The organism is Pseudomonas sp. FW305-3-2-15-E-TSA4 (assembly GCF_058787295.1).
The window spans coordinates 190464-205726 of the sequence record NZ_JBYSZP010000006.1; the positions used below are offsets into that span (position 1 = coordinate 190464).

Sequence of the window (15263 nt, forward strand, 5' to 3'; positions counted from 1 at the left end):
ATGTTAAACCGCGAGCTCGAAGTCACCCTCAATCTTGCCTTCAAGGAGGCTCGTTCGAAGCGTCATGAATTCATGACCGTCGAACACCTGCTGCTGGCCCTATTGGACAATGAGGCTGCCGCCACCGTATTGCGTGCCTGCGGCGCAAACCTCGACAAACTCAAGCACGACCTGCAGGAGTTCATCGACTCCACCACGCCACTGATCCCCGTCCATGACGAAGATCGCGAAACCCAGCCAACCCTGGGCTTCCAGCGTGTACTGCAACGTGCTGTCTTCCATGTGCAGAGCTCGGGCAAACGCGAAGTAACCGGCGCCAACGTGCTGGTTGCAATCTTCAGTGAGCAAGAGAGTCAGGCCGTATTCCTGCTGAAACAGCAGAGCGTTGCGCGCATTGATGTCGTCAATTACATCGCCCACGGCATTTCCAAAGTGCCAGGGCACGGCGATCACTCTGAAGGTGAACAAGATATGCAGGACGACGAGGGCGGTGAGTCTTCTTCTTCAGGCAATCCGCTGGATGCTTATGCCAGCAATCTCAACGAACTCGCGCGCCAGGGTCGCATTGATCCGCTGGTCGGCCGCGAATCGGAAGTCGAGCGTGTCGCGCAGATTCTCGCGCGTCGGCGCAAGAACAATCCGTTGCTGGTCGGCGAGGCTGGTGTGGGTAAAACCGCGATCGCCGAAGGCCTGGCCAAGCGTATTGTCGACAACCAGGTGCCGGATCTGCTGGCCAACAGCGTCGTCTATTCGCTCGATCTCGGTGCTCTGCTCGCGGGCACCAAGTATCGCGGTGATTTCGAGAAGCGCTTCAAGGCGCTGCTCAATGAACTGAAAAAACGTCCGCAGGCGATCCTGTTCATCGACGAGATCCACACCATAATCGGTGCGGGCGCTGCGTCCGGTGGCGTAATGGATGCCTCGAACCTGCTCAAGCCGCTGCTGTCGTCTGGCGACATTCGCTGCATCGGCTCGACCACGTTCCAGGAATTTCGCGGCATCTTCGAGAAGGATCGTGCGCTGGCACGACGCTTCCAGAAGGTCGATGTCGTCGAACCGTCGGTGGAAGACACCATCGGTATCCTGCGCGGCCTGAAAGGGCGTTTCGAGCAGCACCACAACATCGAATACAGCGATGAGTCGTTGCGCGCCGCTGCTGAACTGGCCTCGCGCTACATCAATGACCGGCATATGCCGGACAAGGCCATCGACGTGATCGACGAGGCGGGTGCCTATCAGCGCCTGCAGCCGGTCGAGATGCGCGTCAAACGCATCGAAGTGCCGCAGGTTGAAGATATTGTGGCGAAGATCGCGCGGATTCCGCCGAAACACGTCACCAGCTCCGACAAGGAACTGCTGCGTAACCTGGAGCGCGACCTGAAGCTGACGGTGTTTGGTCAGGATGCGGCGATCGATTCGCTGTCGACCGCGATCAAACTGTCCCGTGCCGGCCTCAAGTCGCCTGACAAGCCAGTCGGCTCGTTCCTGTTCGCCGGTCCTACCGGTGTCGGTAAAACCGAGGCCGCGCGGCAACTGGCCAAGGCGTTGGGTATCGAACTGGTGCGCTTCGACATGTCCGAGTACATGGAGCGCCACACCGTATCGCGTCTGATCGGTGCGCCTCCGGGCTATGTCGGCTTTGATCAGGGCGGTCTGTTGACCGAAGCGATCACCAAGCAGCCGCACTGCGTATTGCTGCTCGATGAAATCGAGAAGGCGCATCCGGAAGTCTTCAACCTGCTGCTGCAGGTGATGGACCACGGCACGCTCACCGACAACAACGGGCGCAAGGCGGATTTCCGCAACGTGATCGTGATCATGACCACCAACGCCGGCGCCGAAACCGCGGCGCGTGCTTCGATCGGTTTCACCCATCAGGACCACTCGTCTGATGCGATGGAAGTGATCAAGAAGAGCTTCACGCCGGAGTTCCGTAACCGTCTGGACACCATTATCCAGTTTGGTCGCCTCAGCCATGAGGTCATCAAAAGCGTGGTGGACAAGTTCCTTACCGAACTGCAGGCGCAGCTGGAAGACAAGCGTGTGTTGCTGGAGGTTACCGATGCGGCGCGCAGTTGGCTGGCGGCCGGTGGGTATGACTCGGCGATGGGCGCACGTCCGATGGCGCGTCTGATCCAGGACAAGATCAAGCGTCCGCTGGCGGAGGAGATTCTGTTTGGCGAGCTGGCCGAGCATGGCGGTGTAGTGCACATCGACATCAAGGATGGTGAGTTGACGTTTGACTTTGAGACTACGGCGGAGATGGCCTGACTGCTTGGTTGTTGGTTTAGAGGGCGCCTTCGGGCGCCTTTTTGTTGGCTGATGTTTTTGGGTGTATATCCGTTGCTGCGGTAACGGCCACTTAGGGTTCCGCCCTTACGGCGGGTCACTTTTTCCAGACGCCGAAAAAGTAACCAAAAAGGCTTTACCCTGACGTTCGGCCCTCGCCTGGGCTCGGGTTCCTTCGCTCCGGTATTCATCCGGGGGCAGCGCCTACGGTTTGCTTCGCTGCACCTCCTCTCGCTGTGTTTGGCTGCGCCAAACGGTCGCTGCGCTCCCACCCCCGGATAAATCCCTCCACTCAGCCTGCCGACGGGCCCTCAGATCAAAATCAAAAGCGGTACTCGAGCTAACGCTCATTGTGTTGAGTGGGGCGGCTTCGCCGCAAGGGGTGCACGCTCTCTAAACTGTAGGAGCCAGCCTGCTGGCGATGGCGGCCTGACAGCCGACCAATCTCTTGCTGATGCACTCGGCCCAATTGTGGGAGCTGGCCTGCCAGCGATGGCGGCCGACCAGCCTACCAATCTCCAACTGCCTACCCCAATCCACTGTGGGAGCGGGCTTGCTCGCGAAGGCGGCCTGCCAGCCGACCAATTTCTAACTGAATGTATCCAGTGCCATGCAGGAACTGCCGAAGGCTGTGATTTTTTGATCTGCTTTGGCTTTGGCTTTTGATGTGGCTTTTGATGTGGCTTTTGATCTTCAGCCCCTTCGGCAGGCCGAGCGAAGGTGTCCATCAGGGGGTAGGCGCGCAGCGCCATGCGGCGAAGCCGCATACATCGAGAGGAGGTGCAGCGAAGCAAACCGGAGGCGATGCGCCCTGATGGGCACCGTAGCGAGGGAACACTGAGCCTCAGCGAAGTGCCGTACGCCGGGGCAAAGCCTTTTGGGTTACCTTTTCGGCGTTTGGAAAAGGTGACTCGCTGTAAGAGCGAAACCATAGGAGGCCGTTACCGCAGCAACGGATATACACCCAAAACCCAAACCCAAACCCAAACCCAAACCCAAACCCAAACCCAAATCGCAGACAAACAAAAACGCCCGGCAAAGCCGGGCGTCTTGTATTGACTTGATTAACGAGCGCGGTAAGTAATGCGCCCTTTGCTCAAGTCATAGGGCGTCAGCTCGACGCGCACTTTGTCACCGGTAAGAATACGAATGTAGTTCTTGCGCATCTTGCCGGAAATATGCGCGGTTACGACGTGCCCATTTTCCAACTCCACACGAAACATGGTGTTGGGCAGGGTGTCGACGACAGTGCCTTCCATTTCGAAGCTGTCTTCTTTCGACATGCAGTAAAGCCCTCGGTGTCCAATGAATGGCCCGGTGCAACTGCGCCAGGCAAAAGCGGCGTGCATTGTGCCCGAAAAAGGGGGTTTAAGCCAAGGGGTTTACGGCTTGCGATCAGTTAAGAATCACCCAGCGCTGATTAATCAGCAATTCAATGGGGCGATACTGGGTCTTGTAGTTCATCTTTTTGCAGTTCTTGATCCAGTAACCGAGATACACCGCTTCCAGCCCCAGGCGCTGGCTTTCGGTGATTTGCCACAGGATTGCGAAACGGCCCAGGCTACGGCGCTCCTCGTCAGGTTCGTAAAAGGTGTAGACCGCCGACAGGCCGTTGGGCAGAAGATCGGTTACCGCGACGGCGAGTAACCGTCCGTCGAGACGAAATTCATAGAAGCGCGAAAAGGGCAGATCGCGCACCAGAAAGGTCGAGAACTGGTCACGACTTGGCGGGTACATGTCGCCGTCGGCATGGCGCTGCTCGATGTAGCGCTGGTACAGATCGAAATATTCTTCGCTGAAGTGCGGTTTTACCGGGCGTACCTGCAGATCGGCATTGCGTTTGAAAATGCGTTTCTGCTGGCGGTTGGGCAGGAACTGCGCCACCGGGATGCGCGCAGGCACGCACGCATTGCAATTCTGGCAATGGGGCCGATACAGATGATCGCCGCTGCGACGAAAACCCATTTCCGACAGGTCTGCGTAGACGTGCACATCCATGGGCTGACTCGGATCGAGAAACAGCGTCGTCGCCTGCTCCTCGGGCAGATAACTGCAGGAATGAGGCTGAGTGGCATAGAACTTCAAGCGCGCCAACTCGGTCATGATCAACCCTCGGGATAAGCTGGTGAATTAAGTGTAAGCCACGCGCGCAAAAGTCGCTCAGCAAACCCAGGTGGCACGACTCGGTTGATCGAGGTGGCGAGCCAGATAGTCGGCGAATTCCTGGCGGGGGATCGCGCGGGCGCCGAGGCTGTGCAGATGATCGGTCGGCATCTGGCAGTCAATCAGAACGAATCCAGCGTCTTTCAAATGCTGCACCAGCGTGGCAAAGCCATATTTCGAGGCATTGTCGGCGCGGCTGAACATCGATTCGCCGAAAAACAGCTGACCCATCGCCAGGCCATACAGGCCGCCGACCAGTTGGCCTTGATCCCAGACCTCTACCGAGTGGGCGAAGCCGCGGCGGTGCAGTTCGAGGTAGGCGTCCTGCATGGCTTCGGTGATCCAGGTGCCGTCGGCGTAATCCCTGGGGGCGGCGCAGGCACGAATCACGGCGCCGAAATCCTGATCGAAGGTCACCTGGTAGCGTTGCTTGCGCAGCAATTTGCCGAGGCTGCGCGAGACATGCAGTTCGTCGGGAAACAGAACGGTGCGCGGATCCGGTGACCACCAGAGGATCGGCTGGCCTTCGGAGAACCACGGAAAACAGCCGTGCCGGTAAGCCTGCACCAGCCGATCGGCGGACAGATCGCCACCGGCAGCCAGCAATCCATTGGGATCGCGCATGGCCTTTTCCAGGGGCGGGAAGGTCAGGGAATTGCGTTGTAACCAAGTCAGCATGGCGTCCAGGCTTGCAGAAGGGGGAGGGCAGTGCGGGCATCAGGCCCGCGCTAAAGTGTGCCGTTAAATGACAGGAATGTCGTCCAGATACTTCTCCGCGTCCAGTGCCGCCATGCAGCCGGCGCCGGCCGAGGTCACGGCCTGGCGGTAGACGTGGTCGGCCACATCGCCGGCAGCGAAGACGCCGGGGATCTCCGTGGAGGTGGCGTCGCCGTCGCTGCCGCCCTTGACCAGCAGGTAGCCGTCGCGCATTGGTAATTGGCCCTGAAACAGGTCGGTGTTGGGTTTGTGGCCGATGGCGATGAACACGCCGGCCAGTGTCAGTTCGTGGGTCTGTCCGCTGTGGCTGTCACGCAGGCGCGCACCGGTCACGCCGCTGGCATCGCCCAGCACTTCGTCCAGATTCTGGTTCCAGTGCAGGCGAACGTTGCCGTTGGCGGCTTTTTCGAACAGTTTGTCCTGAAGGATTTTCTCCGAGCGCAATTTGTCGCGGCGATGGATCAAATGCACCTCTCTGGCGATGTTCGACAGGTACAGCGCCTCCTCGACAGCGGTATTGCCGCCGCCCACCACCGCGACCAGCTGATTGCGATAGAAAAAGCCGTCACAGGTCGCGCAAGCCGAAACCCCTTTGCCGGCGAACGCTTCTTCCGAGGGCAGGCCCAGATACTGCGCCGAGGCGCCGGTGGCGATGATCAACGCGTCGCAGGTGTAAGTGCCGCTGTCGCCAATGAGTTCGAACGGGCGCTGCTGCAACTTGGCGGTGTGGATGTGGTCGTAAACGATCTCTGTGGCAAAGCGCTCGGCGTGTTTTTGCATGCGCTCCATCAGCGCCGGACCGGTCAGGCCTTCGACGTCGCCAGGCCAGTTGTCGACTTCGACGGTGGTGGTGAGCTGACCACCGGCCTGCAGCCCGGTAATTACCACCGGTTTGAGGTTGGCGCGGGCGGCGTACACGGCGGCGCTGTAACCGGCGGGGCCGGAACCGAGAATGATCAGGCGTGAATGCTTCGCTGCGTTCATCAAATACACCTCATAAGCCTTTGTCACAAAAGGCAATGCATGCTCAAATTGAACCGCAGGATTTGTGCGCTTGGCTATGCTCAGCTATGGGGTTTGAAGCATGGCATCAGCCGCACAAACCCGTACAATGCCGGGCTGTTACAGAATATTTGTAGAGCGCTGTGTTTATGGCTGTGTTTATAAAAGCTGCGGCACAGTGTTAAAAGTAGTCTCAGATGCGCCGGTTCACTTTTTTACCTGCCTGGATTGGGCAGTTTTTTATCGACATTCAATAGATGGACGCGCCCCGGGCGCAGGAAAAGAAGCGTTTTGAAGAAATCCACCGCAGCACCAAAAACAGTCGTTCCGCTCTGGCGCCAGCAATTGCACTACCGGCTCAAGGAAGGTGCATTGATCGCCATCGGAGCCTTGTGCCTGTTCCTGATGATGGCCTTGCTGACCTACGGCAAAGACGATCCGGGCTGGAGCCACAACAGCAAGATCGACGACGTGCAGAATTTCGGCGGCCCCGCCGGTTCTTACAGCGCCGACATCCTGTTCATGGTGCTGGGTTACTTCGCGTACATCTTCCCGCTGCTGCTGGCGGTCAAGGCGTATCAGATCTTCCGTCAACGTCACGAGCCGTGGCAGTGGAGCGGCTGGCTGTTCTCCTGGCGCCTGATCGGTCTGGTGTTTCTGGTGCTGTCCGGCGCTGCGCTGGCGCATATCCATTTTCATGCGGCCACCGGCCTGCCGGCGGGCGCGGGCGGGGCGCTGGGCGAAAGTCTCGGCGATCTGGCGCGCAATGCCCTGAATATTCAGGGCAGCACGCTGTTGTTCATTGCGCTGTTCCTGTTCGGCCTCACGGTGTTCACCGACCTGTCGTGGTTCAAGGTGATGGACGTCACCGGCAAGATCACCCTCGATCTGTTCGAACTTTTTCAGGGCGCGATCAACCGCTGGTGGTCGGCCCGTACCGAGCGTAAGCAACTGGTTGCGCAACTGCGTGAAGTCGATGACCGCGTCCACGACGTGGTGGCGCCGACCGTCACCGACAAACGTGAACAGGCCAAGGTCAAGGAACGTCTGATTGAGCGCGAGCAGGCCCTGAGCAAGCACATGTCCGATCGCGAGAAGCAGGTACCGCCGGTCATCGCCCCGGCCCCGGCCAAGGCGCCGGAGCCAAGCAAGCGAGTGCAGAAAGAGAAACAGGTGCCGTTGTTCGTCGACAGCGCCGTGGAAGGCACCTTGCCGCCGATCTCGATCCTCGATCCTGCGGAAAAGAAACAACTCAACTATTCGCCGGAATCCCTGGCAGCGGTCGGCCACTTGCTGGAGATCAAGCTCAAGGAGTTCGGTGTCGAAGTCACCGTGGACTCGATCCACCCGGGCCCGGTGATTACCCGTTACGAAATCCAGCCTGCAGCCGGCGTCAAAGTCAGCCGCATCGCCAACCTGGCGAAAGACCTTGCACGTTCGCTGGCCGTGACCAGTGTGCGGGTGGTCGAGGTGATTCCGGGCAAGACCACGGTCGGTATCGAGATCCCCAACGAAGACCGGCAGATCGTGCGTTTTTCCGAAGTGCTGTCGACCCCCGAGTACGACAACTTCAAATCGCCGGTCACCCTGGCCCTGGGTCACGACATTGGTGGCAAACCGGTCATCACCGACCTGGCGAAGATGCCGCACCTGCTGGTTGCCGGTACCACCGGTTCCGGTAAATCGGTGGGCGTGAACGCGATGATCCTGTCGATCCTGTTCAAATCCGGCCCGGACGACGCCAAACTGATCATGATCGACCCGAAAATGCTTGAGCTGTCGATCTATGAAGGCATTCCGCACCTGCTGTGCCCGGTAGTGACCGACATGAAGGACGCGGCCAACGCCCTGCGCTGGAGCGTTGCCGAGATGGAACGTCGTTACAAGCTGATGGCGAAGATGGGCGTGCGTAACCTGTCCGGCTTCAACGCCAAGGTCAAGGAAGCGCAGGATGCCGGCGAGCCGTTGAGCGATCCGCTGTACAAGCGCGAAAGCATTCACGACGAAGCGCCGCTACTGCAGAAGCTGCCGACCATCGTCGTGGTGGTCGACGAATTCGCCGACATGATGATGATCGTCGGCAAGAAGGTTGAAGAACTGATTGCGCGTATCGCACAGAAAGCGCGTGCCGCCGGTATTCACCTGATCCTCGCGACCCAGCGACCTTCGGTGGACGTGATCACCGGTCTGATCAAGGCCAACATTCCGACGCGTATGGCGTTCCAGGTGTCGAGCAAGATCGACTCGCGGACCATCATCGACCAGGGTGGCGCCGAACAACTGCTCGGTCACGGTGACATGCTCTACATGCCACCGGGCACCAGCCTGCCGATCCGGGTGCACGGCGCGTTCGTTTCCGACGATGAAGTGCACCGCGTGGTCGAAGCCTGGAAACTGCGTGGCGCACCGGAATACAACGATGACATCCTCAACGGTGTTGAAGAGGCGGGCAGCGGTTTCGAAGGCAGCAGCGGTGGTGGTGACGGTGATGATCCGGAAGCCGACGCGCTGTATGACGAAGCCGTACAGTTCGTCCTGGAAAGCCGCCGGGCGTCGATTTCCGCGGTACAGCGCAAGCTGAAGATTGGTTACAACCGCGCTGCGCGCATGATCGAAGCCATGGAAATGGCCGGGGTCGTCACCTCAATGAACACCAACGGTTCGCGTGAAGTTCTGGCCCCGGGCCCGGTTCGCGACTGATTGCAAAAGCAAAGGGCGGGACAATGATGTGCCGCCGCTCTCCCAACGAGTATTCAAGAGGACTCCCATGCGTCTTATCCGCATGCTGTTGCCAGTACTGGCGCTGACCACGTTCACGGCCCACGCCGATGACAAGGACGTGGCGCGTCTGACCCAATTGCTGGAAACATCGAAAACCCTGACCGCGAACTTCTCGCAGCTGACCCTCGACGGCAGCGGCACGCAGTTGCAGGAAACTCGCGGTGATATGGTCCTGCAGCGTCCGGGCCTGTTCTACTGGCACACCGAAGCGCCAAACGAGCAGACCATGGTCTCCGACGGCAAGAAGGTCACCCTGTGGGACCCGGACCTGGAACAAGCCACCATCAAGAAGCTCGACGAGCGCCTGACCCAGACCCCGGCGCTGCTGCTGTCCGGTGACGTGTCGAAGATCAGCCAGAGCTTCGAGATCAGCGCGAAAGAGGCGGGCGGCGTGATCGACTTCACCCTCAAGCCGAAGACCAAAGACACCCTGTTCGACAGCCTGCGCCTGTCGTTCCGCAACGGCCTGGTCAATGACATGCAACTGATCGACAGCGTTGGTCAGCGCACCAACATCCTGTTCACCGGGGTTAAGGCCAACGAAGCGGTGTCGGCGTCGAAGTTCAAGTTCGACATCCCGAAGGGTGCTGACGTTATCCAGGAATAAATCCAAAACCCTGTGGGAGCGAGCCTGCTCGCGAATGCAATGGTTCACTCAACATTGACGGTGACTGGTGCACCGCATTCGCGAGCAGGCTCGCTCCCACAAGGGCAAGTGATCGACCTGATCAAATAGAGGTTTCAACGCTACGTGATGGATCTGTTTCGCAGTGCACCGATTGCCCAGCCACTGGCCGCGCGTTTGCGTGCGACCAATCTGGATGAGTATGTCGGTCAGGAGCACGTGCTCGCTCGCGGCAAGCCTCTGCGTGAGGCGCTGGAGCAGGGTGCCCTGCATTCGATGATCTTCTGGGGGCCGCCGGGCGTGGGCAAGACCACCCTGGCGCGATTGCTCGCGGAAGTCTCGGATGCGCACTTCGAAACGGTCTCGGCGGTGCTTGCCGGGGTCAAGGAGATCCGTCAGGCCGTTGAAATCGCCAAACAGCAGGCCGGCCAATACGGCAAGCGCACCATTCTGTTCGTCGATGAAGTGCACCGCTTCAACAAATCGCAGCAGGATGCGTTCCTGCCGTACGTCGAAGACGGCACGCTGATTTTCATCGGCGCCACCACCGAAAACCCTTCGTTTGAATTGAACAACGCGCTGTTGTCGCGGGCCCGCGTCTATGTGCTGAAAAGCCTCGACGAGACCGCGCTGCGCAAACTGGTACATCGCGCGCTCACCGAAGAGCGCGGGCTGGGCAAGCGCAACCTGACCCTCAGCGATGAAGGCTTCCAGATGCTGTTGTCGGCCGCCGATGGCGATGGCCGGCGCCTGCTCAATCTGCTGGAGAACGCCTCGGATCTGGCCGAAGACAACAGCGAGATGGGCACCGAGCTGCTGCAAAGCCTGCTCGGCGATACCCGACGGCGCTTCGACAAGGGCGGCGAAGCGTTCTACGACCAGATCTCCGCGCTGCACAAATCGGTACGCGGCTCCAACCCCGACGGCGCGCTGTACTGGTTCGCGCGGATGATCGACGGCGGCTGCGATCCGTTGTACCTGGCGCGGCGCGTGGTGCGCATGGCCAGCGAAGACATTGGCAACGCCGACCCGCGCGCCCTGAGCCTGTGCCTGGCGGCGTGGGAGGTGCAGGAGCGCCTCGGCAGCCCCGAAGGCGAATTGGCGGTGGCTCAGGCCATCACCTATCTGGCCTGTGCACCGAAAAGCAACGCGGTGTACATGGGCTTCAAGACCGCGCTGCGCGCCGCTGCCGAGTACGGTTCGCTGGAAGTGCCGCTGCACTTGCGCAATGCACCGACCAAGCTGATGAAGCAATTGGGCTATGGCGACGAATACCGCTACGCCCACGACGAACCGGATGCCTATGCCGCCGGCGAAGATTATTTCCCGGAAGAGCTCGAGCCGATCCCGTTCTATCAACCGGTGCCCCGTGGCCTGGAATTGAAGATCGGCGAGAAGCTCAACCACCTCGCCCAACTCGACCGTTTAAGCCCAAGACAGCGGAGAAAATAGTGCTTCCATTGATCGTTGCGGTCTCCGTCGGCGGGATTGCCGGCACCCTGTTGCGCTTCGCCACCGGCGATTGGGTCAACGCCAATTGGCCGCGGCACTTCTATACCGCGACGCTGGCCGTTAATATCGTGGGCTGTCTGCTGATTGGCGTGTTGTACGGCCTGTTTTTGATACGCCCGGAGGTGCCGATCGAGGTGCGTGCCGGGTTGATGGTCGGCTTCCTCGGGGGGCTGACGACTTTTTCATCCTTTTCACTGGATACGGTGCGCCTGCTGGAAAGCGGGCAAGTGCCGCTGGCCCTGGGCTATGCGGCGATCAGCGTATTCGGCGGGCTGCTCGCGACGTGGGCCGGCCTGTCCCTGACCAAACTTTGATAACGAGAAACCGACATGCTCGATTCCAAACTGTTACGTAGCAACCTTCAGGACGTAGCGGACCGCCTGGCTTCCCGTGGCTTTGCCCTGGATACCGCGCGCATCGAAGCGCTGGAAGAACAGCGCAAGACCGTCCAGACCCGCACCGAAGCACTGCAGGCTGAGCGTAACGCGCGTTCCAAATCCATCGGTCAGGCCAAGCAGCGCGGCGAAGACATCGCGCCGCTGATGGCGGACGTCGAGCGCATGGCGGGCGAGCTGAGTGCCGGTAAAGTCGAGCTGGACGCGATCCAGACCGAGCTGGACTCGATTCTGCTGGGTATCCCCAACCTGCCGCACGAATCGGTACCGGTCGGCAAAGACGAAGACGATAACGTTGAAGTGCGCCGCTGGGGCACGCCGACGCAGTTCGATTTCGAAGTGAAAGACCACGTTGCACTGGGCGAGAAGTTCGGCTGGCTGGACTTTGAAACCGCGGCCAAGCTGTCCGGCGCCCGTTTCGCTCTGCTGCGCGGCCCGATCGCCCGTCTGCACCGTGCCCTGGCGCAGTTCATGATCAACCTGCACGTCAACGAGCACGGCTACGAAGAGGCCTACACGCCTTATCTGGTCCAGGCCCCGGCGCTGCAAGGCACCGGTCAGCTGCCGAAGTTCGAAGAAGACCTGTTCAAGATCGCTCGCGAAGGCGAAGCCGATCTGTACCTGATCCCGACCGCCGAAGTGTCCCTGACCAACATCGTCGCCGGTGAAATCGTCGACTCGAAACTGCTGCCGATCAAGTTCGTCGCGCACACCCCGTGCTTCCGCAGCGAAGCCGGTGCGTCGGGCCGTGACACTCGCGGCATGATCCGTCAGCACCAGTTCGACAAGGTTGAAATGGTCCAGATCGTCGAGCCGTCGACTTCGATGGAAGCGCTGGAAGGCCTGACCGCCAACGCCGAAAAAGTCCTGCAACTGCTGGGTCTGCCTTACCGCACCCTGGCGCTGTGCACCGGCGACATGGGCTTCAGCGCCGTGAAAACCTACGATCTCGAAGTGTGGATTCCGAGCCAGGACAAGTACCGCGAAATTTCGTCGTGCTCCAACTGCGGCGACTTCCAGGCCCGCCGCATGCAAGCGCGTTTCCGCAACCCGGAAACCGGCAAGCCTGAGCTGGTACACACCCTGAATGGTTCCGGCCTGGCGGTCGGTCGTACGTTGGTGGCGGTGCTGGAAAACTACCAGCAGGCCGACGGTTCGATCCGCGTGCCGAACGTGCTGAAGCCGTACATGGGTGGCCTTGAGGTCATCGGTTAAATGAAATATCTGCCGCTGTTTCACAACCTGCGCGGCAGTCGTGTGTTGGTGGTCGGTGGGGGGGAAATTGCCTTGCGCAAATCCCGCCTGTTGGCCGATGCCGGTGCGCTGCTGCGGGTGGTCGCACCTGAAATCGAAGCGCAACTGCGCGAACTGGTCAGCGCCAGCGGTGGCGAATGTCTGCTGCGTGGTTACGTGGAAGCGGATCTGGACGGTTGCGGGCTGATCATTGCCGCCACCGACGATGAAACGCTGAATGCGCAGGTCTCCAGCGATGCCCATCGGCGTTGCGTGCCGGTCAACGTGGTCGATGCGCCGCAGCTATGCAGCGTGATCTTCCCGGCAATCGTTGACCGCTCGCCGCTGATCATCGCGGTGTCCAGCGGCGGCGATGCGCCAGTGCTGGCGCGGCTGATTCGCGCCAAGATCGAAACCTGGATTCCTTCGACCTACGGCCAACTGGCTGGTCTTGCCGCGCGTTTCCGCAATCAGGTGAAAAACCTGTTTCCGGATGTGCAGCAGCGCCGTGGTTTCTGGGAAGACGTGTTTCAGGGCCCGATTGCCGACCGGCAACTGGCCGGGCAGGGCACTGAGGCCGAGCGGCTGTTGCAGGCCAAGATTGATGGCGAAGCGACTGTTACTACCGGCGAAGTGTATCTGGTGGGGGCAGGGCCGGGTGATCCGGATCTGCTGACCTTCCGCGCCTTGCGCCTGATGCAGCAAGCCGACGTAGTGCTGTACGACCGCTTGGTCGCTCCGGCGATTCTTGAGCTGTGCCGTCGCGATGCCGAGCGCGTCTATGTCGGCAAGCGTCGCTCTGATCATGCGGTGCCACAGGATCAGATCAACCAGCAATTGGTGGATCTGGCCAAGGCAGGCAAACGCGTGGTGCGCTTGAAGGGCGGTGACCCGTTCATCTTCGGTCGCGGTGGTGAAGAAATCGAAGAGCTGGCGGCCCACGGGATTCCGTTTCAGGTGGTGCCGGGGATCACGGCGGCCAGCGGTTGCGCGGCGTATGCCGGGATTCCGCTGACCCACCGCGATTACGCGCAGTCGGTGCGCTTCGTCACCGGGCACCTGAAGGACGGTTCCACCGATCTGCCGTGGGCCGACCTCGTCGCCCCGGCGCAGACGCTGGTGTTCTACATGGGCCTGGTGGGCTTGCCGGTGATCTGCGAACAGTTGATCAAGCACGGTCGTTCTGCAGATACCCCGGCGGCGTTGATCCAGCAGGGGACCACGGTAAATCAGCGGGTCTTTACTGGCACGCTGGCCGACCTGCCACGTCTGGTAGCGGAGCATGAAGTGCATGCGCCGACGCTGGTGATCGTCGGTGAAGTGGTGCAGCTGCGCGAGAAGCTGGCGTGGTTCGAGGGTGCTCAGGCGCAGGTCTGAAAATCGAGTTGCCCTCATTCGCGAGCAAGCCCGCTCCCACATTGGATCTGTGTCATGCACAAATCCAGTGTGGGAGCGGGCTTGCTCGCGAAGAGGCCCTCAAACACACCGAATCAATCGGCCTCTACGCCAAACCCCTTTCCCGTTGAGCCGCGCCCGATCATGCGCCACACTGAAGTCCTGCTTCGGCCCCTTCGGCACAATCCCCGTCGGATTGATGGTCTTGTGGCTACCGTAGTAGTGGTTTTTGATGTGCTGAAAATCCACCGTCTCGCCAATCCCCGGCCACTGATACAACTCACGCAGCCAGTTCGACAGGTTCGGATAATCGGTAATTCTCCGCAAATTACACTTGAAGTGCCCGTGGTACACCGCATCGAAGCGAATCAGCGTGGTGAACAAACGCACGTCTGCTTCAGTCAGGTATTCGCCCGTCAGATAGCGATTGGCGCCCAGCACCCGTTCCAAGTGATCCAGCTCGGCAAACACCTCATCGAACGCCTCTTCATAAGCCTGTTGCGAGGTGGCAAAGCCGGCGCGATACACACCGTTGTTCACCGCCGGATAAATCCGTTCGTTCAGTGCATCGATCTCGCCGCGTAACGGTGCCGGGTAGAAGTCCAGTTCGTTACCGGTCAGGCCATCGAACGCGCTGTTGAACATGCGGATGATTTCCGCCGACTCATTGCTGACAATGCGCTTGAGCTTTTTGTCCCACAGCACCGGCACAGTGACACGGCCGGTGTAGTCCGGCGTGTCGGCGGTGTAGCGCTGGTGCATGAAGTCGAAGTGATCGAGCTTGTCGCCAGTCGAGCCAAGGGCCTTGTCGAAGGTCCAGCCGTTTTCCAGCATCAGCCAGCTGACCACGGACACGTCGATCAGGCTTTCCAGACCTTTGAGCTTGCGCAGAATCAGCGTGCGGTGCGCCCACGGGCAGGCGAGCGACACATAAAGGTGATAGCGCCCGGCTTCGGCGGCGAAATCGCCTTCACCGCTCGGCCCGGGCTGGCCGTCAGTGGTGACCCAATTGCGCCGTTGCGCCTGTTCGCGCTGAAAGGCGCCGTCTTTGCTGCTTTCGTACCACTTGTCCTGCCAGTGGCCGTCGACGAGTAAACCCATGATCAAGACTCCTGATTCCAATAAGCGTTGGAGCCGAGTCTATTCCGATG

Annotated in this window: 12 protein-coding genes; 7 read left to right on the plus strand and 5 right to left on the minus strand. The window is 60.1% G+C overall.

The genetic code is table 11. The features are described 5' to 3' along the window. On the plus strand, window positions 1-2271 hold the full coding sequence (gene clpA / locus AC3WMV_RS10450) for an ATP-dependent Clp protease ATP-binding subunit ClpA (protein WP_007964841.1): 2271 nt from the start codon (window positions 1-3) through the stop codon (window positions 2269-2271). A 1082-nt stretch (window positions 2272-3353) separates the two neighbouring features. Here the strand turns inward: clpA and infA are convergent. The 4 genes from infA to trxB all read right to left on the minus strand — a co-directional run bounded on the left by infA (window position 3354) and on the right by trxB (window position 6153). Then, window positions 3354-3572 (minus strand): translation initiation factor IF-1, encoded by a 219-nt coding sequence (gene infA / locus AC3WMV_RS10455; RefSeq protein ID WP_002553999.1) that lies wholly within the window; start codon window positions 3570-3572, stop codon window positions 3354-3356. 112 nt (window positions 3573-3684) lie between these two features. Continuing rightward, window positions 3685-4392, minus strand: a complete 708-nt coding sequence (locus AC3WMV_RS10460) for an arginyltransferase (RefSeq protein ID WP_027614671.1) — start codon at window positions 4390-4392, stop codon at window positions 3685-3687. A 57-nt stretch (window positions 4393-4449) separates the two neighbouring features. Then, the gene (aat, locus tag AC3WMV_RS10465) at window positions 4450-5130 is read right to left on the minus strand and encodes a leucyl/phenylalanyl-tRNA--protein transferase (RefSeq protein ID WP_103369430.1); all 681 of its coding nucleotides are present in this window, start codon (window positions 5128-5130) and stop codon (window positions 4450-4452) included. A 63-nt stretch (window positions 5131-5193) separates the two neighbouring features. Then, complete coding sequence (gene trxB / locus AC3WMV_RS10470) at window positions 5194-6153, minus strand: thioredoxin-disulfide reductase (protein WP_103369431.1); 960 nt, start codon at window positions 6151-6153, stop codon at window positions 5194-5196. A gap of 309 nt (window positions 6154-6462) precedes the next feature. Between trxB and AC3WMV_RS10475 the strand changes: the two genes are divergently transcribed. The 6 genes from AC3WMV_RS10475 to cysG all read left to right on the plus strand — a co-directional run bounded on the left by AC3WMV_RS10475 (window position 6463) and on the right by cysG (window position 14094). Beyond that, complete coding sequence (locus AC3WMV_RS10475) at window positions 6463-8871, plus strand: DNA translocase FtsK (RefSeq protein ID WP_095138945.1); 2409 nt, start codon at window positions 6463-6465, stop codon at window positions 8869-8871. 67 nt (window positions 8872-8938) lie between these two features. Continuing rightward, a complete protein-coding gene (lolA, locus tag AC3WMV_RS10480; protein ID WP_007966612.1) occupies window positions 8939-9559 on the plus strand; it encodes an outer membrane lipoprotein periplasmic chaperone LolA in 621 nt (206 codons plus the stop codon). A gap of 147 nt (window positions 9560-9706) precedes the next feature. Next, entirely contained in the window at window positions 9707-11029 is a 1323-nt protein-coding gene (locus AC3WMV_RS10485; protein ID WP_003223849.1) for a replication-associated recombination protein A, read from the plus strand. Continuing rightward, window positions 11029-11403 (plus strand): fluoride efflux transporter CrcB, encoded by a 375-nt coding sequence (gene crcB, locus AC3WMV_RS10490; protein WP_103369434.1) that lies wholly within the window; start codon window positions 11029-11031, stop codon window positions 11401-11403. The genes AC3WMV_RS10485 and crcB overlap by 1 nt, the downstream gene beginning before the upstream one ends. A 15-nt stretch (window positions 11404-11418) precedes the next feature. Next, the gene (gene serS / locus AC3WMV_RS10495; RefSeq protein ID WP_103369436.1) at window positions 11419-12699 is read left to right on the plus strand and encodes a serine--tRNA ligase; all 1281 of its coding nucleotides are present in this window, start codon (window positions 11419-11421) and stop codon (window positions 12697-12699) included. Then, entirely contained in the window at window positions 12700-14094 is a 1395-nt protein-coding gene (cysG, locus tag AC3WMV_RS10500) for a siroheme synthase CysG (RefSeq protein ID WP_027614676.1), read from the plus strand. Window positions 14095-14193: 99 nt separating this feature from the next. Here the strand turns inward: cysG and AC3WMV_RS10505 are convergent, their stop codons facing one another. After that, complete coding sequence (locus tag AC3WMV_RS10505) at window positions 14194-15213, minus strand: glutathione S-transferase family protein (RefSeq protein ID WP_103369437.1); 1020 nt, start codon at window positions 15211-15213, stop codon at window positions 14194-14196. Window positions 15214-15263 lie beyond the last annotated feature (50 nt).